21 protein-coding genes are annotated in these 20405 nt (G+C 69.5%); 9 read left to right on the top strand and 12 right to left on the bottom strand.

Translation table 11 applies throughout. The features are described from left to right. Nucleotides 1–6 precede the first annotated feature (6 nt). Both ABZX02_RS34425 and ABZX02_RS34420 read right to left on the bottom strand, forming a co-directional pair. Nucleotides 7–1002 carry a DUF3152 domain-containing protein gene (locus tag ABZX02_RS34425; protein ID WP_355304623.1) on the bottom strand — a complete coding sequence of 332 codons (996 nt, stop codon included), beginning with the start codon at nucleotides 1000–1002 and terminating at the stop codon, nucleotides 7–9. Between the two features lie 40 nt (nucleotides 1003–1042). Next, nucleotides 1043–1996 (bottom strand): alpha/beta fold hydrolase, encoded by a 954-nt coding sequence (locus tag ABZX02_RS34420; protein WP_355304621.1) that lies wholly within the window; start codon nucleotides 1994–1996, stop codon nucleotides 1043–1045. Between the two features lie 125 nt (nucleotides 1997–2121). Here ABZX02_RS34420 and ABZX02_RS34415 point away from each other — a divergent pair, with 125 nt between their 5' ends. Beyond that, a complete protein-coding gene (locus tag ABZX02_RS34415) occupies nucleotides 2122–2751 on the top strand; it encodes a TetR/AcrR family transcriptional regulator (RefSeq protein ID WP_355304619.1) in 630 nt (209 codons plus the stop codon). A gap of 288 nt (nucleotides 2752–3039) precedes the next feature. Here ABZX02_RS34415 and ABZX02_RS34410 read toward each other — a convergent pair whose 3' ends face one another. Next, a complete protein-coding gene (locus tag ABZX02_RS34410) occupies nucleotides 3040–3792 on the bottom strand; it encodes a (2Fe-2S)-binding protein (RefSeq protein ID WP_355304617.1) in 753 nt (250 codons plus the stop codon). Between the two features lie 368 nt (nucleotides 3793–4160). Here ABZX02_RS34410 and ABZX02_RS34405 point away from each other — a divergent pair, with 368 nt between their 5' ends. The 5 genes from ABZX02_RS34405 to ABZX02_RS34385 all read left to right on the top strand — a co-directional run bounded on the left by ABZX02_RS34405 (nucleotide 4161) and on the right by ABZX02_RS34385 (nucleotide 9884). Beyond that, nucleotides 4161–6722: an ATP-dependent Clp protease ATP-binding subunit gene (locus tag ABZX02_RS34405; RefSeq protein ID WP_355304615.1), complete on the top strand. Its 2562-nt coding sequence runs from the start codon at nucleotides 4161–4163 to the stop codon at nucleotides 6720–6722. 238 nt (nucleotides 6723–6960) lie between these two features. Beyond that, nucleotides 6961–7641, top strand: a complete 681-nt coding sequence (locus tag ABZX02_RS34400) for a YbaB/EbfC family nucleoid-associated protein (RefSeq protein ID WP_355304613.1) — start codon at nucleotides 6961–6963, stop codon at nucleotides 7639–7641. Further along, nucleotides 7638–7958, top strand: coding sequence for a type VII secretion target (locus ABZX02_RS34395; RefSeq protein ID WP_355304611.1), 321 nt, complete (start codon nucleotides 7638–7640; stop codon nucleotides 7956–7958). Before ABZX02_RS34400 ends, ABZX02_RS34395 begins: the two co-directional genes overlap by 4 nt. Nucleotides 7959–7967: 9 nt before the next feature. Further along, a complete protein-coding gene (locus ABZX02_RS34390; protein WP_355304609.1) occupies nucleotides 7968–9083 on the top strand; it encodes a hypothetical protein in 1116 nt (371 codons plus the stop codon). 21 nt (nucleotides 9084–9104) lie between these two features. Then, nucleotides 9105–9884, top strand: a complete 780-nt coding sequence (locus ABZX02_RS34385; protein ID WP_355304607.1) for a hypothetical protein — start codon at nucleotides 9105–9107, stop codon at nucleotides 9882–9884. 275 nt (nucleotides 9885–10159) lie between these two features. On the opposite strand, the gene ABZX02_RS34380 is transcribed toward ABZX02_RS34385, so the two are convergent. Then, nucleotides 10160–10789 (bottom strand): hypothetical protein, encoded by a 630-nt coding sequence (locus tag ABZX02_RS34380; protein WP_355304605.1) that lies wholly within the window; start codon nucleotides 10787–10789, stop codon nucleotides 10160–10162. Nucleotides 10790–10931: 142 nt separating this feature from the next. On the opposite strand from ABZX02_RS34380, the gene ABZX02_RS34375 reads away from it, so the two are divergent. Further along, on the top strand, nucleotides 10932–11906 hold the full coding sequence (locus tag ABZX02_RS34375; protein WP_355304603.1) for an endonuclease/exonuclease/phosphatase family protein: 975 nt from the start codon (nucleotides 10932–10934) through the stop codon (nucleotides 11904–11906). Here the strand turns inward: ABZX02_RS34375 and ABZX02_RS34370 are convergent. The 3 genes from ABZX02_RS34370 to ABZX02_RS34360 are packed head-to-tail and all read right to left on the bottom strand — an operon-like array spanning nucleotide 11878 to nucleotide 14445. Continuing rightward, a complete protein-coding gene (locus ABZX02_RS34370; protein WP_355304601.1) occupies nucleotides 11878–12675 on the bottom strand; it encodes a Sir2 family NAD-dependent protein deacetylase in 798 nt (265 codons plus the stop codon). The two genes, ABZX02_RS34375 and ABZX02_RS34370, sit on opposite strands and share 29 nt — an antisense overlap. Further along, entirely contained in the window at nucleotides 12672–12983 is a 312-nt protein-coding gene (locus ABZX02_RS34365; RefSeq protein ID WP_266041879.1) for an antibiotic biosynthesis monooxygenase, read from the bottom strand. The genes ABZX02_RS34370 and ABZX02_RS34365 overlap by 4 nt, the downstream gene beginning before the upstream one ends. Before the next feature lie 10 nt (nucleotides 12984–12993). After that, on the bottom strand, nucleotides 12994–14445 hold the full coding sequence (locus ABZX02_RS34360; RefSeq protein WP_355304599.1) for a M1 family metallopeptidase: 1452 nt from the start codon (nucleotides 14443–14445) through the stop codon (nucleotides 12994–12996). Between the two features lie 15 nt (nucleotides 14446–14460). Here ABZX02_RS34360 and ABZX02_RS34355 point away from each other — a divergent pair, with 15 nt between their 5' ends. Then, complete coding sequence (locus tag ABZX02_RS34355) at nucleotides 14461–15207, top strand: alpha/beta hydrolase (protein WP_355304597.1); 747 nt, start codon at nucleotides 14461–14463, stop codon at nucleotides 15205–15207. Here ABZX02_RS34355 and ABZX02_RS34350 read toward each other — a convergent pair. From ABZX02_RS34350 to ABZX02_RS34340, 3 genes are all read right to left on the bottom strand, one after another. Beyond that, nucleotides 15156–15665: a 2'-5' RNA ligase family protein gene (locus ABZX02_RS34350; RefSeq protein WP_355304595.1), complete on the bottom strand. Its 510-nt coding sequence runs from the start codon at nucleotides 15663–15665 to the stop codon at nucleotides 15156–15158. The genes ABZX02_RS34355 and ABZX02_RS34350 overlap by 52 nt on opposite strands. Nucleotides 15666–15732: 67 nt before the next feature. After that, nucleotides 15733–16602, bottom strand: a complete 870-nt coding sequence (locus tag ABZX02_RS34345) for an A/G-specific adenine glycosylase (protein WP_355304594.1) — start codon at nucleotides 16600–16602, stop codon at nucleotides 15733–15735. A 60-nt stretch (nucleotides 16603–16662) separates the two neighbouring features. Further along, nucleotides 16663–17175 (bottom strand): carbonic anhydrase, encoded by a 513-nt coding sequence (locus ABZX02_RS34340; RefSeq protein WP_355304592.1) that lies wholly within the window; start codon nucleotides 17173–17175, stop codon nucleotides 16663–16665. A 154-nt stretch (nucleotides 17176–17329) separates the two neighbouring features. Here ABZX02_RS34340 and ABZX02_RS34335 point away from each other — a divergent pair, with 154 nt between their 5' ends. Next, nucleotides 17330–18001 (top strand): hypothetical protein, encoded by a 672-nt coding sequence (locus ABZX02_RS34335; RefSeq protein ID WP_355304590.1) that lies wholly within the window; start codon nucleotides 17330–17332, stop codon nucleotides 17999–18001. A gap of 28 nt (nucleotides 18002–18029) precedes the next feature. Here the strand turns inward: ABZX02_RS34335 and ABZX02_RS34330 are convergent, their stop codons facing one another. Both ABZX02_RS34330 and ABZX02_RS34325 read right to left on the bottom strand, forming a co-directional pair. Beyond that, nucleotides 18030–19133, bottom strand: coding sequence for a LacI family DNA-binding transcriptional regulator (locus ABZX02_RS34330; protein ID WP_355304588.1), 1104 nt, complete (start codon nucleotides 19131–19133; stop codon nucleotides 18030–18032). Between the two features lie 134 nt (nucleotides 19134–19267). After that, nucleotides 19268–20305: a LacI family DNA-binding transcriptional regulator gene (locus ABZX02_RS34325; protein WP_355304586.1), complete on the bottom strand. Its 1038-nt coding sequence runs from the start codon at nucleotides 20303–20305 to the stop codon at nucleotides 19268–19270. Nucleotides 20306–20405 lie beyond the last annotated feature (100 nt).

The raw sequence follows: 20405 nt of genomic DNA, 5'->3' as shown, positions 1-20405 counted from the left end.
GCTGTCTCAGCCTGCGGGAAACGCGTTCGGCGTGCAGACCTTGCCGTCGGCGGGCACGACGTCCTGGCCGGCGTTGAGCTGCGAGACGAAGTCGTTCGAGACGCCGAACGTCTGCTGCATCATCACGGGCGCGGGCGCACCGGACTCGGCGCAGGCCGCGTGGCCGCTGCCCAGGGCGTGCCCGACCTCGTGGTTGATCACGTAGGTGCGGTATCCGGCCAGGTCACTGCCGTAGACCATGGCGCCGCGGATCCAGCGGGCGACGTTGATGATCACGCGCTTCTGCAGGGGGTTGTAGCAGGACGTCTCGAACGGGATGTCCTTGCCGCAGAGCGTGTGCGTGGTCTTCGTCGTGGTGAGCGTCACGGTGAAGTCCGGGTTCTGGTTCGCCTCGACGCGCTGCAGCGCGACCTGCTTCGTGCCGATCCAGCTGCGCGGGTCGGCCAGGATCCCGTCGACCGTGCGCGCGAACGCGGCCGCGTCGTCGTTGTAGTCGGCGGGCTTCACGCCGTCCTCGATGGCGATCGCGTACTTGCGGAACTTCTGCGCGCCCGCGTCACCGATGCGCTGGCCGCTGCCGGGGATCGCTTTGAAGGTGCCGACGCCGTCCTCCGAGAAGGCGGGGCCGCCCGGCAGCTCGGCGGTCGGGATGTTCAGGACCGGCTTCTTGCCGGGCACCTCGGACGCGGGGGCCTCGGGCGTGCTCACCGGCGTCTCGGCGGCGTTGTTCGTGCCGGTCTCGCCGGTGGCGGGGGCCTTGGGCTGGACGGTGTCGAGCACCACGAGGGCCGTCAGCACGAGCAGGACGGGGATCGCGTAGATCCGCCACCCGTAGTTGGCGACGAGCTTCTTCACCCCGCGCTTCTTGCGGGGCCGCCTCATCGCCTGGGTGGCGTCCGGTTCCCAGGCGGCCGCGAGCGGTTCCGCGCTGGTCCGCCGCTCGCCGCGGCGGTAGCGGTCGGAGGGCGGAACACTACGTCCTCGCTCGGGGGCGCGATTCACGTCGTCCAGGGTCCCACATCCCCCGTACGGCCGTTGTTCGTCACCATGCGTGCTGGTCGACCGCCTCCCACATGCCCAGCACGGCCCTCGCCACGGTGGCGGGCCGCTCCATCTGGGCGACGTGACCGGTCTTGGGGAGCACCAGCAGTCGTCCCTGGGGCAGCAGCTTCGCCGTCCTGGGCCCCTTCCGCACGCTGACCAGCCGGTCGTTCTCCCCCCACAGCACCAGCGTCGGCGCCTTGACCAGCGGCAACAGCCGCCACAGCGACTTCGGGCCGGGCGTGAACCAGCTCTGCATCAGGCCGAACGTGCTGCGGTTGAGCGCCTGACCCGCCCACTTCTGACGGGCGCGCTCCTCGTTCTCCTTGATCGACTCCTCGATGCGGTTGTCCGGCACCACGCCGGGGTCGGCGAAGCAGAGCGCGAGCATCTGCCGGGTGCGCTCGTGCGCGGTGATCTTCGCGAGCTCGCGGCGGACCCTGGACCCGATGACCGGCAGGACGGCGAGCGCCATCCGCGGGTCGGACATCCGGTCGAGGCGCGGCCGCAGGTCCGGCACCGCCGGCGAGACCAGTGTGAGCGTTCTCACGAGGTCGGGCCTGCTCGCGGCGACGATGACGGAGATCGCGCCACCCATGGAGTTGCCGAACAGGTGCACCGGCTCGGAGAACGTCTCCAGGTACTTGATGACCGTGCGCGCGTGCGTGGCGAGGCTGAAGTCGTAACCGGGAATCGGCTCCGACCGGCCGAACCCGGGCAGGTCGATCGAGTAGCCGGAGACGTGCTCGCGGAGCTGGGCGGCGAGATCTGTCCAGTTCGTCGCAGACCCGCCAAGACCGTGGACATAAACCGCCGTCGGCCCGTCCCCCGGCGTCACCCTGACATGCACCTCGTGGCCGTCGACCTGGCAAAACTCGCCGGGCCACGGCGTCTGGGAGGTGTCCAGCGGCGGCAGCTCGGCGGTGGACAACGGGGCGGGGATGAACGTGCTCACCGGACCAGGATGCGGGAAATCGGCCGCAGATGGTTCCCGCATGTGGGCTACCAGCGAGTAAGGTTGCGCTCAGCCTCGGAGCGGCAACCCCTTTCCGACGGCGCACCACTCGTGCTGGAGGCACCATGACGGAGACGGCGCAGAGCGCACCCGCAGGCAGGGGCGTTCGACTGCCGCGCACCGCCCGCCGCGCGCAACTGCTGGCGGCGGCTCAGGACGTGTTCGTCGCCAACGGCTACCACGCCGCGGCGATGGACGAGATCGCCGAACGCGCGGGCGTGTCCAAACCGGTGCTGTACCAGCACTTCCCCGGCAAACTAGAGCTCTACATGGCACTCCTCGAGTCCCATGTGGACGAGCTCGTCGGCCGGGTCCGCACCGCCATCGGCTCCACCACGGACAACAAACTGCGAGTCCGCGCGGCAGTGGCCGCGTTCTACGACTTCGTGGACGGCGAGGGCCAGGCCTTCCGCATGGTCTTCGAGTCCGACCTGCGCTCGGAACCGGCAGTCCAGTCAGCCGTGGAACGAGCCACCACCGACTCCGTGGACGCGATCACCGAGACCATCACCGCGGACGCGGGCCTGGACGAGGAACGAGCCCGCCTGCTGGCCGTGGGCCTGGTGGGCCTCTCGCAAGTGACCGCGCGGTCGTGGCTGGCGGACAACCGCCGCGTCCCGAAGGAAGACGCGGTGGCGCTGATCTCGAACCTGGCCTGGCGAGGCATCGGCGGCGGCTTCCCACTGCAGCACTGACACCACACCCGCACCCACGCCTGCCCCGCCCCACAGCGAAGCCGAAGGCGAGCAGTCCTGAGCAAACGGCTTGGGCGGTGGGGTCCCATCACGAGTCGCGCCATAGCACTTGCTGCACGTGAAGAGGGGTGTCAACTCGACACGCTTTTCGTCGAGTTGACACCCCTCTTCACGTGCAGCAAGAGCTATGGCGCGACTCGTGATGGGACCCCACCGCCCTTAGGTCTTGGGAAGAGACTGCTCGCCTTCGGCTTCGCTGTGAGGCGGGACGGGGTGGCTGTGTCCGGGTCAGTTGTTGTTGCAGGTGCGGGGGCATGCTGTGCACGGCTCCGCGTCCGGTAGGACGTAGTGGAAGCAGCAGGAGTTTCGCTTGCGCTTCCAGCCCTCTGCCGTGAAGTGCAGGGAAGAAGCGGCCACGAACGGTTCCAGCTTCTCCGGCAGGATCATCGCCGCGTCGGTCACGCCCGCGTTCTCGTCGCCGAACAGGCGGCCCGCTGCCCAGGGGCCGTACTCCAGCATGTCGGTCGCTGCTGCCCAGAGTTGGCGGCGGCCGAAGCGGACCACCTGGCCGAACGAGGCGACGAACTGGGCTGCGTGGGCTGCGTAGCGGGCTCGGAGGACTGCGGCCAGGGCTGCCTCGTCGGCCACCACGGTGGCGGCCGGGTGGTTCGAGGCCGGGTCGTCCGGGAGGCACGCGAACTCGTCGCACATCAGGGCCAGGCCGTCCGGGTGCGGGCGGCCCTCCGTGGCGATGCGGAAGGCCATGTCCTGCGGCCTGAGTGTTGGGACTCGGCGGGCCGTGTGGAACAGCAGGCCTGCCAGGTAGCCGGGCTGGTGGAGGTACCAGCCCATCACGTAGCCGGCGGTGGCGCGGTCGTCGGACTCGCCATACTGCTCGACCATCCACTCCGCTAGGTCCTTGCGCCACAGGTCGAACCGCGACGGCTCCGCCAGGAGGTCCGAGCAGATCGTCCAGTCGGCGGAGGGGGTGCCGAAGACGATCTCGGTACCGGTCTCCAGACGGGCGATGGATTCGGCCAACGGCGTGAGCGCACGCGGGTTCTGCTGTGAGACCCTCGCAGGTACGGTCAACGCGCAAGTCCAATCATGCGGATGAGGCTTGCCTAACCTTACCCAAGATCTCCTGTTTCCCGCCTGTCCAGGTGGTCCCGATCACAGGAGTATCGCTCAACGGTCGCTTGTTCGCGTTCAGCGGACATCGCCCGATCTGTGGAATCCGTTGCTCCCGACCTGCGTTGATGCAGATGTCACCGTTCACCGGACGCGGCTTGCCGCTGATGGGAACCACAGGCCTCGGTACCGCCCACTACAGTGGAGCCACGGTGCCGCGCTCACCAGGGTAGATCGGTGGAGCCGAGGACCGCCGACGCAGCAGTCAGGGAGTGCGAATGTTCGAAAGGTTCACCGACCGCGCGAGGCGGGTGGTTGTCCTTGCCCAAGAAGAGGCACGGATGCTCAACCACAACTACATCGGCACCGAGCACATCCTCCTGGGTCTGATCCACGAGGGTGAAGGTGTCGCCGCCAAGGCGCTCGAGTCGTTGGGGATTGCGCTGGAAGGCGTCCGCCAGCAGGTCGAGGAGATCATCGGCCAGGGCCAGCAGGCCCCCAGCGGACACATCCCCTTCACCCCACGTGCGAAGAAGGTCCTGGAGCTCTCGCTGCGCGAGGCGCTTCAGCTCGGCCACAACTACATCGGCACCGAGCACATCCTGCTCGGCCTGATCCGCGAGGGCGAGGGCGTCGCCGCCCAGGTCCTCGTGAAGCTCGGGGCCGACCTCAACAGGGTGCGGCAGCAGGTGCTGCAGCTGCTGTCCGGTTACTCGACGGAGAAGGGCGCGTCGGAGTCGACCGGTCGCGGCGAGGGCACGCCGTCCTCGTCCCTGGTGCTGGACCAGTTCGGGCGCAACCTCACGGCCTCGGCCCGTGAAGGCAAGCTCGACCCGGTCATCGGGCGCACCAAGGAGATCGAGCGGGTCATGCAGGTGCTGTCCCGCCGCACCAAGAACAACCCGGTCCTCATCGGCGAGCCCGGCGTCGGCAAGACCGCCGTCGTCGAGGGTCTCGCGCAGATGGTCGTCAAGGGCGAGGTGCCCGAGACGCTCAAGGACAAGCAGCTCTACACGCTCGACCTCGGCTCGCTGGTCGCGGGCTCGCGCTACCGCGGTGACTTCGAAGAGCGCCTGAAGAAGGTCCTCAAGGAGATCCGCACGCGCGGCGACATCATCCTGTTCATCGACGAGATCCACACGCTCGTCGGTGCGGGTGCCGCCGAGGGCGCGATCGACGCCGCGTCGATCCTCAAGCCGATGCTGGCTCGCGGTGAGCTGCAGACGATCGGTGCCACCACGCTCGACGAGTACCGCAAGCACGTCGAGAAGGACCCCGCGCTGGAGCGCCGCTTCCAGCCGATCCAGGTGGGCGAGCCGTCGCTCGAGCACACCATCGAGATCCTCAAGGGCCTGCGCGACCGGTACGAGGCGCACCACCGCGTCTCGATCACCGACTCCGCGCTGGTCGCCGCCGCCACGCTCGCGGACCGGTACATCAACGACCGGTTCCTGCCGGACAAGGCGATCGACCTCATCGACGAGGCCGGTGCGCGGATGCGCATCCGCCGGATGACCGCGCCGCCGGACCTGCGCGAGTTCGACGAGAAGATCGCCGACGTCCGTCGCGACAAGGAGTCCGCGATCGACGCGCAGGACTTCGAGCGCGCGGCGAAGCTGCGTGACGCGGAGAAGCAGCTCCTGGGCCAGAAGGCCGAGCGGGAGAAGCAGTGGAAGGACGGTGACCTGGACGTCGTCGCGGAGGTCGACGACGAGCAGATCGCCGAGGTCCTCGCCAACTGGACCGGCATCCCGGTGTTCAAGCTCACCGAGGAGGAGACCTCGCGTCTGCTCCGCATGGAGGACGAGCTGCACAAGCGGATCATCGGCCAGGTCGACGCGGTCAAGGCCGTGTCGCAGGCGATCCGCCGCACCCGCGCCGGCCTGAAGGACCCGAAGCGCCCCTCCGGCTCGTTCATCTTCGCCGGCCCGTCCGGTGTCGGTAAGACCGAGCTCTCGAAGGCGCTCGCGAACTTCCTGTTCGGCGAGGACGACGCGCTCATCCAGATCGACATGGGCGAGTTCCACGACCGCTACACGGCGTCGCGGCTCTTCGGTGCCCCTCCCGGCTACGTCGGCTACGAAGAGGGCGGCCAGCTCACCGAGAAGGTGCGCCGCAAGCCGTTCTCCGTCGTGCTCTTCGACGAGATCGAGAAGGCGCACAACGAGGTCTACAACACGCTGCTCCAGGTGCTGGAGGACGGCCGCCTGACCGACGGTCAGGGCCGGACGGTGGACTTCAAGAACACCGTCATCATCTTCACGTCCAACCTGGGCACGTCGGACATCAGCAAGGCCGTCGGCCTCGGCTTCACCTCGGGTCAGGACAGCGCGTCCAACTACGAGCGCATGAAGAACAAGGTCAACGACGAGCTGAAGAAGCACTTCCGCCCCGAGTTCCTCAACCGCATCGACGACATCATCGTCTTCCACCAGCTGACTCAGGACGAGATCATCAAGATGGTGGACCTGATGATCGCCCGCGTCGAGACGCAGCTGAAGAACAAGGACATGGCCCTCGAGCTGACCGACAGGGCCAAGGCCCTGCTGGCCAAGCGCGGCTTCGACCCGGTGCTGGGCGCCCGCCCGCTGCGCCGCACGATCCAGCGCGAGATCGAGGACACGCTGTCGGAGAAGATCCTGTTCGGCGAGATCCAGCCGGGCCAGATCATCATCACCGACGTCGAGGGCTGGGACGGCGAGTCCGACCAGCACGACAAGGCGAAGTTCGTGTTCCGCGGCGAGGCCAAGCCGAACCGCGTGCCGGACGCCCCGCCGGTCGACCTCACCGCCTCCGCCGCCCCCGAGCAGCAGGACGCTCCGGCGAACGAGACCGAGTGATCTAGGCAGTGCGTGACAGCGGCCCCCAGGCTCCGGCCTGGGGGCCGCTGTCGTCTTCTCGGCCTCGGGGGCCCGACAACGTGTCGAAGACAACGACACCGTGCCGCCGCGGAACCCGCCCCTCTCCTCCTCCGTCGGATCACAAGGCCATGTTGATTTGACCGTTTCGCCACGGCATCGGGAATTCGCGTCGAGAATCTCTGGTCACGGTGACCTGAAGGAAAGGAAGGCCCCTGCGGTGTCGGCTGAGTTCGACCAGCTAGTAGCCCAGTTCGAGCGGTTCCAGTCCCAGATGAAACGTGTTGACCAGCAGTTCGCCAACATCGGCGAGATGCAGCAGCAACTGGTCGAACTGGAGGCGGTGGCCACGTCGTCCGACCGGGCGGTCACCGTCGTCGCCGGACCCTCCGGTTCGATCAAGGACATCCGGCTCACCGACCAGGCCATGCGGCGCCCGCCGCACGCGCTGGCCGCCGAGCTGATGTCCACGCTGCAGAAGGCGGTCGCGGAGGCGGCACGCCGGCAGGCGGGGATCGTCGAGGGCGCGCTGGGCGACGAGATGCACCTCAAGGACCAGGTCCTGGAAACGCAGGCCCAGCTCTTCGGGATGTCCAAAGAGGACCTCCGGCGGGTGACCGAGGAGGAGGCGCAGGCTCCTGCGCCGCAACGACCTCCGACGCCGCCTCCGCCTCCGCCCGCGCCGCAGGGAGCGCCGGTTCGCCCGGCGCCGCCCGTGCCGCCGGACCGGCAGCAGCCTCCGCCGCGCAGGCAGGCGCCGGAGCCGATCGAGGACTTCGGCGACCAGAACGTGCTCCGCGGTGACTCGTGGCAGTCGCGGTCCTCGCAGCCGCCGCCTCCCGCGCCGCCGAAGCAGGGTGGCGGTTACCTGAACCTCTACGACGACGAGGACGGACGATGAGCGGCTTCGAAGTCGACGCCGAGGAGCTCCGGACGTTCGCGGGCAAGCTCGACGGGCACAAGAGCACGGCGGGGCAGATCGCGGGCCTGGTGGACAAGGCGGACGTGGGGCAGAAGTCCTGGGGGATCGTCGGGCTCTTCGTGAAGGACGAGTACGACCAGATGCTCGGCGACCTCAAGGAGCTGATGACGGAGCTCCAGAACGGTCTGCACTCCGCCGGCGAGAAGTTCCGCGGTACCGCGCAGGGATACCAGGACCAGGAGGACGCGCTGAAGGCGATCTTCAGCGGCGTCGACATCGACTTCAGCGGGAAGTAGGGCGCCGGCATGGCGGAAGAGGAGTTCGAGGCCGGCGGCGTCAAGATCACCGTCGGTGAGAAGACCACCGGGCAGAAGGCGGCGGAGGCCGCACCGTTCTACGGCAGCTACCTCAAGACCAAGGAGGCGCTGGGCAAGAGCGGGGAGACCGGAGGCAGCGCCGCGCTGGCCTCCGAGGGCAGCGCGCTGATCAGCGCGGTCGGCACCGCCGCCCAGGGCATCGCGCTCGACCCGATCGGCTGGCTCGTCGGTCAGGGGCTGAACTTCCTGATCAGCGTCGTCCAGCCGCTCGAGGACGCGATCCACTTCGTCAGCGGTGACGGGCCCGCGCTCAGCCAGGCGGGCGAGAACTACGGCGCGATCGCCGAGGGCATCGGCAAGCTGCGGGAGACGTTCGACCAGGACCTGTCGAGCTCCGTGCAGTCCTGGGGAGGGCAGACCGCCGAGGTCGCCAGCACCAAGCTGGGCGAGTTCGCGAACGGCATCGACGGCGTCGCCGGTCAGGCGGGCGAGCTCGCCGAGATGCTGATGATCTCGTCCATGATCATGACGATCATCGAGGACATCATCAAGGCCATCCTCACCGAGCTGATCACCTGGCTGATCATGATCTGGATCCCGGCACTGGCCGCCGCGGTCCCGAGCTTCGGGGCCTCGACCGCCGCGGCCGGCGCCGCCACCGGTGTCCGCGTGGCGTCGACGGCGGGGCGCGTGTCCCGCATCGTCGCGAAGCTGCGCCAGTTCCTGCAGAAGATCATGCAGTTCCTGCGCAACCTGGCCAGCCGCCTCAAGAACGTGCGCACCGCGTTCCAGAAGTCCATGGCGGACAAGAAGGTCGCGAGCCACGCGGCCGACGTGCAGCTGCAGGGCCTGAGCAAGCTGCAGAAGCTCAAGGCCAATCCGCTCACCCGTCTGAACAGCAAGGACGGCATGATCGGCGAGCGCGTGCAACAGGGCTTCGGCAGGTCGATGGTGGACGCCGCCGGCAACGAGGCGCTGGCGCAGGTCAACCCGACGCACGAGAAGGGCCTGCGCAACACGGGCATGACGGATAAGGCCAACTCGTACGACCAGACCGGCTCCGACTACTCGAAGCAGCGCATCGAGGGCTACCTCGACATCTGATCCACCGGGGGAACGGACGACATGGAACCGTGGAAGCTCAAGCTGGGACTGCTGGTGCTGATCCTGGTGGCGCTGTTCGCGCTGATCTTCTGGCTCAGGGCGCGCGCGGACCGCAAGCAGGCTCTCGACCACGCGGCCGAGCTGGCGAAGTTCGTGGCGGGCCTCGGCGGAACGCTCGCGCAGGCACCCGCCTGGTCCGCTGACCTGCGTCGTCCGTTCGCCGAGGAGTACGGGGACGTGATCGGCTGGCTGCACCGGGCGTCGGAGGCGCGGTTCGACCACGCCCTCGACTTCGAGCGGCACGGCTGGCGGGTCCGGGTGACCGAGGCGTCGATCGAGCTGAACAGCGCGTCCACCCAGGACAAGGTGGTCACCCACACCGAGCACCGGATCGAGGTGGCGACCACCGCCCTGCCGCCGCTCAAGCTCGTCCTGAGCAGCTGGGGAGGAGGCAGCGGCGCACGGAGGTGGGTGGCCGAGGCGCCGCAGACCGCAGCCTCCGGGCCGCAGCCGCAGTGGCACGAGCTGAGGCTGCCCCTAGGCCTGGACCAGCTGTACCTGGCGGCCACCGCCGATCCGCACCGCGCGGCCGCACTGCTCACCCCCGCCGTCGTCGAGCGGCTGCAGGGGGAGTCGCGGATGGGCAACCTGCGGACCCTCACGGTCGAGGCGGGCATCGCCTACACCGTGGCGGTGGGGGCGATCGACCCGAAGACGGTGCTGCCGGCGGTCGACGCGGTCATCGGCGTGCTCGAACGGGTGCCGGGGGCGCAGCCGAGCAGGCCCGCGCCCACCGCCTGAGGCTTAGCGTGGAGTGACGGGGTGGGCCGCCAGCACCACCGCCTGAGGCTTGTGCCCACCCCAACCGCCCGCTGCCACCGCTTGAGGTTCAGCGTGGTGTGACGGGGGTGGGCCGCCAGCACCACCGCCTGAGGCTTGTGTTCACCGCTCACCGCCCGCTGCCACCGCTTGAGGTTCAGTGCGGCGTGACGGGGTGGGCCGCCGGCACCACCCGCCTGAGGCCTGCGCTCACCGCCTGCGCCCGCCGCTTGAGCCCTGCGCCCGCCGCCTGCGGCTCAGCGGGGCGTGACGGAGTAGGCCGCCAGCACCACCTCCTCCAACTCCGGGTCGTCGTCCTCGTAGACGCCCTCGTAGGTGAAGCCGAACAGGTCGCGCAGCGCGGCCTCCGCCAGGTCGAGCGGGTGGAAGCGGAACGGGTACTCGTCTCCCTCGAGCGATGCCAGGAACTCGGGATCGCCGGCGCGGTACCTCTCCTCGAACGGCAGGGGAGTGCCTACGTCGGCGATCACGCCGCTGTCCGGGGAGAGGCTGTACGCGCGGCGCAGCGTGCCGTCCGGCTCCCAGATGGCGTACGAGAAGAAGTCGACGACGCTGTGCATCGCGTGCAGGTACAGGGTGCGGCCCGCGGCTTCGGTGATGAAGCGGGCCGGTAAGTCCTCGTACGAGTCGCCCGCCGCCTCCCAGGTGCAGACGATCGAGAGGCCGTCGAACACCGCGGCGTGGACCGTGCCCTGCGGCGGATTGCCGTCGTACAGCGTGACGTCCTCGCCCGGGGTCAGGTCGTGGGACGGGTAGAGGCGTTCCACTAGGGCCTTCGTGGCCTCGCGGTCGATCTGCGGCGACGAGCGCAGCACCTTGCTGACGTCGTCGGACGCGTAGAAGAGCATCCAGTCCTTCGCACCCACTGAGGCCCCCTGAGGTCGGTTGGGAACAGTGTGGCGGCGAGGTCCGACAATTTTCGGCGGGCAACGGAGGTGGGCGTTCGGCCGTCCTCCGATAGTGGACACCACACCGAAGACTGACGAGCGTTCGGCGACACTGCACGACGTGGTCACCACCGAGGTGAAGCCGTCCCGCAACGGGTTCGCCACGTTCCTGCTGGTCCTGTGCGCGCTGGCGTTCGTCACGGCGGCGCTGGTCAGGCTGCTCGGCATCGACGGGACGCGGTACATGATCGCCGCGACCTCGCTGACCCCGTACATCACCGTCGCCGGGTTGCTCGTCGGGCTGTTCGCGCTGTTCCGCAAGCGGTGGGTCGTCGGGCTGACGATGACGCTCGTTGGAGTCGTGCTGGTCGCGAACGTCGCGCCGCGGGCGTTTCCCGACGCGCGGGCGAACGGGGTGGGGCAGCAGGTCCGGTTGATGACCTCGAACCTGCTCGTCGGCATCGCGGACGCCGAGTTCATCGTGCAGGAGGTCCGCAAGCGCCGGATCGACGTGCTGGCCATGCAGGAGCTGACGCCGCAGATGGTGGGCGACCTCGACCGGGCTGGGCTGAACCAGGTGCTGCCCAACCGGGTGTTCCTCGACGAACCGGGCGGGTCCGGCAGCGGCATCGCGTCCCGGTTCCCGCTCTCGCGGCGGAACCTCACGCCGCCCGGCACGTTGCAGCAGGCCGGCGCGCTCGTCGACCTGCCGGGACGCGACATCGAGGTCGTCTCGGTGCACCCGTTGCCGCCCGTGGTCACCGCGGGGCCCGAGGCGTGGCAGCGCGAGCTCGCCGGGCTGCCCGCGCCCGACTCGACCGGTGCGATCCGCGTGCTCGCGGGCGACTTCAACGCGACCCTCGACCACGTCGGCATGACCCGGCTGCTCAACAAGGGCTACGTGGACGCGGCCGACCAGGTGGGCAAGGGGCTCATCCACACCTGGCCCGCGCGCAGCGGGTTCTGGCCGCCGCCGGTCACCATCGACCACGTGCTGGTGGACTCGAAGATCCTGGTGGACACGGTGGACGTGTTCGACGTGCCCGGCAGCGACCACCGGGCCGTCGTCACGCAGTTCGTCGTGCCAGGGCCGTGAGGGCCTCCAGCGCTCCCACGGGCAGCGAGACGCCCCGGCCGTGCCGGATCGCCGGTTCGCGCACGTTGATGCGGATCAGCGCGCCGGACGCCGCGCTCGCCAGCTCGGCCTGACGCCGCACGGTCGGCACGGCGGTGCCGGCGCCGATCTCGACGACCACCAGGTTCCGCTGCGCGCGCCGCCACTCGTTCAGCTCGTCGAGCTGCCGCTGGCTGCGGTGCGGCACCCAGCCCCAGTCGCCGAACATCAGGATGTTGGGCCGCGCCAGGCCACCGCAGTTCGGGCACGACGGCAGTTCGCCCACCGCCCGCATCGACTCCGGGTCGACGGCGACGTCGAACGAGCACTCCCAGATCTCGTCGGTGCACGGCTCCACGCACTGGACGTGGTGGATCGACCCGTGGACCTCGGCGACGTCCGCGAAGCCCGCCTTCTGGAACTGCCCGTCCACGTTGGACGTGAACACGCGCGCACCCCACGACCGCAGCACGGCGAACCCGTCGTGCGGCACGGTGTCGCGGTACAGGTGCAGCCGGTGGCCGTAGAAGCCCCACGCCAGCGCGGGGTCGTCCGCGAAGTGCACCGGGTCGGCGATCTCCTCGAACTTCAGCCCGAGCCGCTCGTACGGCGGGTAGGCCCGCCAGAAACCCTCCGTGCCGCGGAAGTCCGGCAGCCCCGAGTCGACCCCGATGCCGGCCCCGGCGCAGACGAGCACGGCGTCCGCGCCGGCGATCAGCTCGGCGGCTCTGTCGTAGTCGGGCTCGGTCACTGCTTGGGCTTGCTGCCCAGCACGACCTCGAACTCCAGCAGGTCGGCACCGGACGCCACGGGCTTCGCGCGCTCACCGGCGTGCGCGGCCGCACCGGCCTGGCCGTCGCGCCACGCCACGAAGTCCTCGTGCGTCTCCCAGTGCGTGACGACGAAGTAGCGGTCGTCGCCGGAGACCGGGCGCAGGAGCTCGAAGCCGAGGAAGCCGGGCTGGTTGTCGACCGCGCCGAGGCGGGCGGCGAACCGCTTCTCGAGCTCGGGGCCGTTGCCCTCGGGGACCTTGATCGCGTTGATCTTCACGACTGCCATGACACCGACTCTAGCGGCGCACTCCGACAGGCAGCAGGTACTGATCTTCCGGAATGCCCGAGTCGCGGAACCACGCCTTGAAGAACGGGTCCAGCGGCTGCCCCGACGCCTTCTTGAAGTGCTCCTCGAACTCGGGCCACGACGCGTTGCCGTCGCGGTGCTGCACGAGCCACGACTGCAGCGCCTTGAAGAACACGTCGTCGCCCACCTGCTTGCGCAGCGCGTGCATGCCCAGCAGGCCCTTGTCGTAGACGCCGCGGAACTCGTTGCCGCGCCCCATGTCGTAGAGCTTCGGCGCCCAGAACGACGACCGCTCGCGCCGTTGCTCGACCTGGTCGCGGTAGCGCTGGTCGAGGTCGGTGCCCTCGTGCTCCAGCCACAGCCACTGCGCGTAGGACGCGAGGCACTCGTTCAGGCAGATGTCCGCCCAGTTCTCGATCGACACCGAGTCGCCGAACCACTGATGGGCGTTCTCGTGCACCACGGTCTCGAGGTCGGCCCACGCGGCGTAGATCGGCCGTGTCTGCGTCTCCAGCGAGAACCCGATCTGGTCCGCCACCCAGATGCTGCCCGCCGCGCGCTGCGGGTACGGGCCGAACTTCGTCTCCAGGTACGCGAGGACCTCCGGGCCCTGCGACTGGATCGGCTTCTTCGCGGCGGACGTGCCGGGGGCGTAGGCGTCGACCACCGGGGTGCCATTTGGCAGCGTCGAGCGGACGACCTCGAACTTGTCGATGGCGACGGTGGCCAGGTAGGTCGCGAGCGGGGTCTCCTCGTTCCAGGTGAACGTGGTCCAGCCGCCGTCTCGCTTCACCTCGCCCTCCAGGCCGTTCGAGATGGCCGTCCAGCCGTCCGGGACGCGGGCCGCGACCTTCAGCGCCGCCTTGTCGCGCGGGGTGTCGTTGGCCGGGAACCACGTCGTCGCGGAGTGCGGCTGACCTGCGGCGAAGGCACCGCCGGTGGACGAGATCTGCCAGCCGCTGCGACCCAGCGAGGCGTCGTCGATCGTCGTGGGCTCGCCGCCGTAGGTGACGACGGTCGTGAACGGCCTGCCCGAGGCGAGCGGCGCGGACGGGGTGATGACCAGCTCGTGGTCGCCCTCCTGCGCGAACTTCGCGGGCTGGCCGCCGACCTCCACCTCGCTCACCTTCAGACCTTCGAGGTCGAGGTTGAACCGGGAGAGGTCGGCAGCGGCCGTCGCGGTGATCGTGGCGACGCCGTCGAGCTTCCTGGTGCCCGGGTCGTAGGTGATCGCCAGGTCGTAGAGCGTCACGTCGTAGCCGCTGTTGCCGTCCGTCGGGTAGTACGCGTCGCCCGCGCCCGCCCCGGCCTCCACCGCGGCCTCCGGTGACGTCTCCCGCGCCTGCTGGGCCGGGTCGTTGCTCGGCGTTCTGAAGACGACGAGCAGACCTGCGACGAGCACGATCAACACGAGGGCGATCAGGTACGGGCGGGCCTTCATGCGTTAATCATCCCTGTGTCGGTGGTCGAGTTCGGCGGAACGGGTCAGGGCGTGCTGCTCCTGCACGGCCTGATGAGCAGGGCCACCGCCTGGTGGCCGGTCGCGCAGTGGCTCACGCCGTTCGGGCGCGTGGCCGGGATCGACCAGCGCGGGCACGGCAGGAACCCGCGGCGGGGACCGTTCCGCACCGAGGACTTCGTCGCCGACGCCGCGGCGGCGATCGAGGAGCTCGGGCTCGGGCCCGCCGTGGTGATCGGGCACTCCATGGGCGGGCTGCACGCGTGGTGTCTCGCGGCGACCCGTCCGGACCTGGTGCGCGCGATTGTGGTCGAGGACTTCGCCCCGGACAACCGGGGCCGCACGGTCGACGAGTGGAAGTGGCTCTTCGACGCGTGGCCGGTGCCGTTCCAGTCGCTCGGTCACGTCCGGTCGTACTTCGGCTCGGCGCTGTTCGCCGAGTACTTCGAGGAACGCGAGGACGGCTGGCACCTGATCGCCGAGATGGACGACCTGTACGAGATCGCGGGTCACTGGGGCACGCGGGCGTACTGGGAGTTCATCGACGCCGTGCGGTGCCCATCGCTCGTGATCGAGGCGGGCAAGGGTGGCCAGCTACCAGGGCAGATGGCAGAAGCGGCCGCACGGTCGCGAGGCCAGCACCTCTACGTCGAGGAGGCCGGTCACGTCGTGCACGACAGCGCGCCGTGGGTCTACCGCGGTGCCGTGGAGGCCTTCTTGAGCACGTCGATCTCGCCGGTCTGAGTGTCGACGATCGACACCTCGCGGACCTTCGCGCGGATCGGCTCGACCGGGAAGACGGCGGCGAACGCGGCCTTCATCGCCTCGTCGTCGATGTCGTGGGCGATCGTGCAGTGCGGGACCCAGTTGCCCGGCAGGTAGTAGGCGCTTGGGTTCTTCACCTTGCTCGCCAGCACGTCGTGGATCGCCGAGTGCACCGCCAGCAGCTCGGTGTCGACGACGGCCGCGAGCATCAGCACGTTCTCGGAGGTGGAGAAGGTGCTGAGCGAGTGCAGGTAGAGGTCCGGCAGCCAGAGGCGTTCGAGGTCCTCGCGCAGCTCCTTGCGAACCTTCGGGCCGATCGTGGTCGCCACGGCGTACGTGAGGTGCGGCGGGTACTTGTACGTCGCGCCGACGCGCGCCTGGAGTGCACGGACGCGCTTGTCCGCCTCGTCGTCGAAGAACGCCACCAGCGCGTGCATCAGCTTGTCCCCCTGTTGGATTGTGGAACGATCCTCTCGTTGGATTGCTCAACAATCCAACGAGTCATCAGTGCTCGCCCGGCAGCGCGAACAGGCCGTCCCGGGTCAGCTCGACCAGGCCGTCGTCGAGCAGCGAGACCAGGCACTTCTCGCGCTGCGTGACGTCGTTCCACACGATGTCGAGCTGGAGCTTCGGCACCGGCCCCGGCGCACCCCGCAGCACGTCCAGCAGCTTGCCGCGCACCTGCCGGTCGGTGCCGGCGAACTTCTGCACCTTCTTCTCCGGCCCCGCGTAGGCGGGCCGCCCGGCCAGCTGCCAGGCGCACTCGGCGAACAGCGGGCAGTCGGCGCACTTCTGGTTCTTGGCCGTGCAGATCAACGCGCCGAGCTCCATCAACGCCGCCGAGAACACCGCCGCGTCGTGCTGGTCCTCGGGCAGGATCGCCTCGACGTCGCGGAGGTCGCGCTTGGTCGACGGTGGACCCGCGTCCCCGGCACCGTGCACAGCGCGCGCTACGACGCGACGGACGTTCGTGTCGACGACGGCGCACTTCTGCCCGTACGCGAACGTGGCCACCGCACGGGCCGTGTAGCTCCCGATGCCGGGCAGCGATTCCAGCGTCTCCACGTCGGACGGCACCACGTCGCCGTGGTCGCGTGCGATGGCCGTGGCGGCCTCGTGCAGACGCAGCGCACGGCGGGGATAGCCGAGCTTGCCCCACATGCGCAGCACTTCACCCTGCGGCGCGGCCGCCATCGCGGACGGCACGGGCCACTTCGCCAGCCACTCGTGCCAGATCGGTTCGACGCGCGACACCGGCGTCTGCTGCAGCATGATCTCGCTGATCAGCACGCCCCAGGCGGTGCAGTCGGGACGGCGCCACGGAAGGTCGCGGGCTGCGGTGTCCCACCAGCCCAGCAGCAACTCGTGATTCATCGCCCGCCATTGTCGCGCAACGAAAAGGCCCCCCGAAGGGGGCCCTCGCAACGCACGGACTCAGGCAGCCGCGGACTCCGCCGCGTCGACCTCGCGGAGCTCACCGGTGTGCACGTCGTAGACGAACCCGCGGATCTTGTCGGTGTGCGGGATGAACGGGCTGCGCCGCAGCCGCGCCATCGACCCGCGCACGCTCTGCTCCACGACCTTGAACGCCTCGACGGCCCAGGTCGGGCGCAGGCCGGTGTCGGCCTCCAGCTCGTCCTTGAAGTCGTCCTCGGTCACCATCTCGAGACCGCAGTTCGTGTGGTGGACGAGCAGGACCTCACGGGTCCCGAGCTTGCGCTGGCTCAGGGCGAGCGACCGGATGGCGTCGTCGGTGACGACCCCTCCCGCGTTGCGCAGCACGTGCGCCTCACCCTGCTTCAGACCGAAGATCTCGAACACGCGGATGCGCGAGTCCATGCAGGTCAGAATCGCCACCTGCAGGGACGGCTTCGCGGACGAGCGGTCTCCGGGAACCACGTTCCCGAGCTCGTAGTTCCGCTTGATCAGTTCGTCGATCGCGGTCATGTGACACACCTCCATGGCCTACCGGCGGACCCCACGTCGATTGGAACCGGAGTTAGCGCACGTTCACAAGGGGTTTCCGGTCAATATCACGTTCACCGGATCGAGCGACGCTCGCCTACGCCTGGATCAGACCACTCGGCGTTACGTTCGGGCCGTGATCGAGCCCACAGGTCCGCTGCCGTCCACGGTGTACTGGCGCCGCCGCCTCGCCGCGATCGGGGCCGCGCTGGTCACACTGCTGCTGGTGATCTGGATCGTCGGCATGTTCGGCTCCGACGCCGAGACCGCCCAGCCCACGAACGCGGCCGCGGCGTCCGCCTCGAACCCTCCGTCGAGCATGTCGGAGAGCCCCGCGGCCGCGTCGTCGTCCTCCACGACCCCGCCGCCCTCACCGACCGAGGCAGCGCCCCCGCCCCCGCCTCCCGGGCCGCCGCAGCCGTGCCCGGACGACGTGATCGGGATCGTGGCGAAGGCCAACAAGCCGTTCTACACCGTCGGTGACCAGCCCGAACTGTCGATGGACATCGCCAACAACGGGCCGGTGCCGTGCATCAAGGACATCGGGCGCCAGCACCGCGAGCTCACGGTGCTCACCGCGGACGGCGCGACGGTGCTGTGGTCGAGCAACCACTGCCTCTCGGCGGTGGGCACCGAGACCCGCGTGATGCAGCCGAAGGAGCTCTTCAACTACGGCACGAAGTGGGCGGGCTCGACCTCGCAGGCGGGGTGCGGCGCCCACACGCGCGTGGGCGCCGGCGACTACCTGCTGGTGGCGAAGCTGGCCGGGAAGGCCAGCTCACCCGTGGTGTTCAGGCTCGAAGGCTGAGTGCTGCGACCGGCGGTCGCAGCACTTCTCACGGACCGAACCAGCGCTCCTCGGCACCGCCGCGCGGCGCCCCCGACGTCTTGCCGATGATCAGCTCGGTCGCGAGGTTCACCGACCGCGGCCGCGAGCGCTCGTTCGCGTCGAGCAGCAGCTTGCCCGCCGCCCGGCCCTTCTCGAGCACCGGCTGGCGCACCGTCGTGAGCCCGGCCTCCTCGCCGGCGCGGATGCCGTCGAAGCCGGTCACGGTGATGTCGTGCGGCACGCGCAGGCCGCGGCGGGCGGCCTCGGTCATGGCACCCAGGGCCAGCACGTCTGAGGTGCAGATCAGGGCGGTGACCTGCGGGTCGCGGTCGAGGACCTGGGCGGCACCGGACGCGCCGGAGGCCATGTTGTGGTCGAAGCGCTCGACCACGGGCACCTGCGACCAGTCGACGCCCGCCTCGCTGAACGCCTCGGCGAGGCCCGACAGGCGGTTGCGCTGCACGTGGAAGTGCGCGGCGTGCTGGCGGTCCGGCGTCACGAAGCCGTCGTTGCGGTCGCGCGCCAGGCGCATGCAGACGACGCCGATGCGGCGGTGGCCCAGGCCGATGAGGTGCTTCGCGAGCTCGTACATCGCGCCGCGGTCGTCGATGCCGACGCGGTCCACGGTGCCGAGGTCCGGCTGGTCGCAGACGACGGTCGGGACGGGACGCTCCAGCACGGCGGCGAGGTGCGGGTCGTCGTCCGGCACCGAGTAGACGACGAAGCCGTCGACGCCGGCGCGGTGGACGGACGCGACGTCCTCGCGTTCGGGGTTCGCGGGCACCAGCAGCAGACCGGTTCCCGCGTCCTCGCACGCCAGCGCGAGACCTTCGAGGAACCCGATGGCCGCCGGGTCGCGGAACGCGTACGACAGGTTCTCGGTGAGCAGCAGGCCCACCGCCCCGGCCTTGCGCGTGCGCAACGAGCGCGCCACAGGATCCGGGCCGGGATAACCCAGCCTTCGGGCCGTGTCCAACACCCGCCGACGCAGCTCGGGAGAGAGCTGGTCGGGCCGGTTGTACGCGTTGGACACCGTTGTCCGGGAAACGCCCAGCTCAGCGGCCAGAGAGGCCAACGTTGCCGGACGTCGCACATGCATCGACCGCGCCATGAAAGGACCGTAACGGTTCAGAACCAATTCGTGAAGTCAGGGTGACCTGCGTCCCTCAAATGACGCATCAGCGCTGGTCGTTCCATCTGGCCCGTCAAGAAGTTGGTCCAGACCAATTAGGGCATCCGGTCATCTCACTTCGGGGGCGCAGACGATTCCCGGACGACCAGCCGGGGCCGGAAGACGCGGGTGTAGTTGTCGGTGCTCTGCCTGCGGCGATCCGGGTCGAGGCGCAGCACGAGCTCGTCGATCGCGGCCGCCGCCATCTCCTCGATCGGCTGCGCGAGCGTCGTCAAAGCGGGCGAGGAGTAGGCAGCCAGCGGGATGTCGTCGAACCCGACGACCGAGAGCTGTTCCGGTACGGAGATCCCTCGTTGGTGCGCCTCGCGCATGACGCCGAGGGCCATGTGGTCGGAGGAGCAGATCACGGCCGTGGGCTGCACGGTGTCGAGCAGCTGCGCCACGGCCTGGCCGCCGCCCTCCGCGCTGAACGGCGCGTGCGCGACGTACTCGCCGCCCGCCGGCAGGTGGTCCTCCTCGAGCGCGGCGGCCCAGCCGGCCCGCTTCAGCCGGGACGGCAGCGAGCGCGCCGGGCCCGAGACGAACCCGATCCGCTGGTGCCCGAGCTCGATCAGGTGCCGGGTCGCCATGTACCCCGCGAGCTGCTCGTCGACCGTCACGTCGGGCACGTCCAGGGCGGGCGTGGCACCGTTCAGGAAGACCATGTGGACGCCGTCCGCGAGCAGCTTCGCGTAATAGCTCGGGCGCGGCGCCTGACCGAGCGGCACCTCGACGTTGGTGATCTCCGGTGACACGAACACCATGCCCTCGACCCCGCGGGCCAGGAGCATCCGGACGTACTCCTCCTCGCCCATCGGCGCGCCGCTGCGGGTGTTGCACAGCAGCGACGAGTAGCCCAGGCGCGCGGCACGGGTCTCGAGCGCCTCGGCGAACGCGGGGAAGACGGGGTTCGAGAGCTCCGGCACGAGCAGGCCGATCACGCCGGTGCGCTGCAACGCACCGAGTCCGCGCGGGGTGTACGGCATCTCCGCGAGGACCGACAGCACGCGCTGCCGGGTCTCCTCGTTCACACCTGCGCGCCTGTTGAGAACACGGCTCACGGTCGAGATGGACACCCCGGCTGCCCTGGCGATCTCGGACAGTCCGGACACGTTGCCTCCCAGCTCAGATCGGGTTCGGCGCAAGCCTGCACCGTTCGGAAAAATTTTGCAACGAGCGTTTGCAAGACAGCGCCGTTACGGCTTGGTTACG

The organism is Lentzea sp. NPDC003310, assembly GCF_040610935.1.
GTDB lineage: Bacteria > Actinomycetota > Actinomycetes > Mycobacteriales > Pseudonocardiaceae > Lentzea.
Note: the sequence above shows the minus strand (reverse complement) of the source record. Positions and strands in the feature narration are given on the sequence as shown.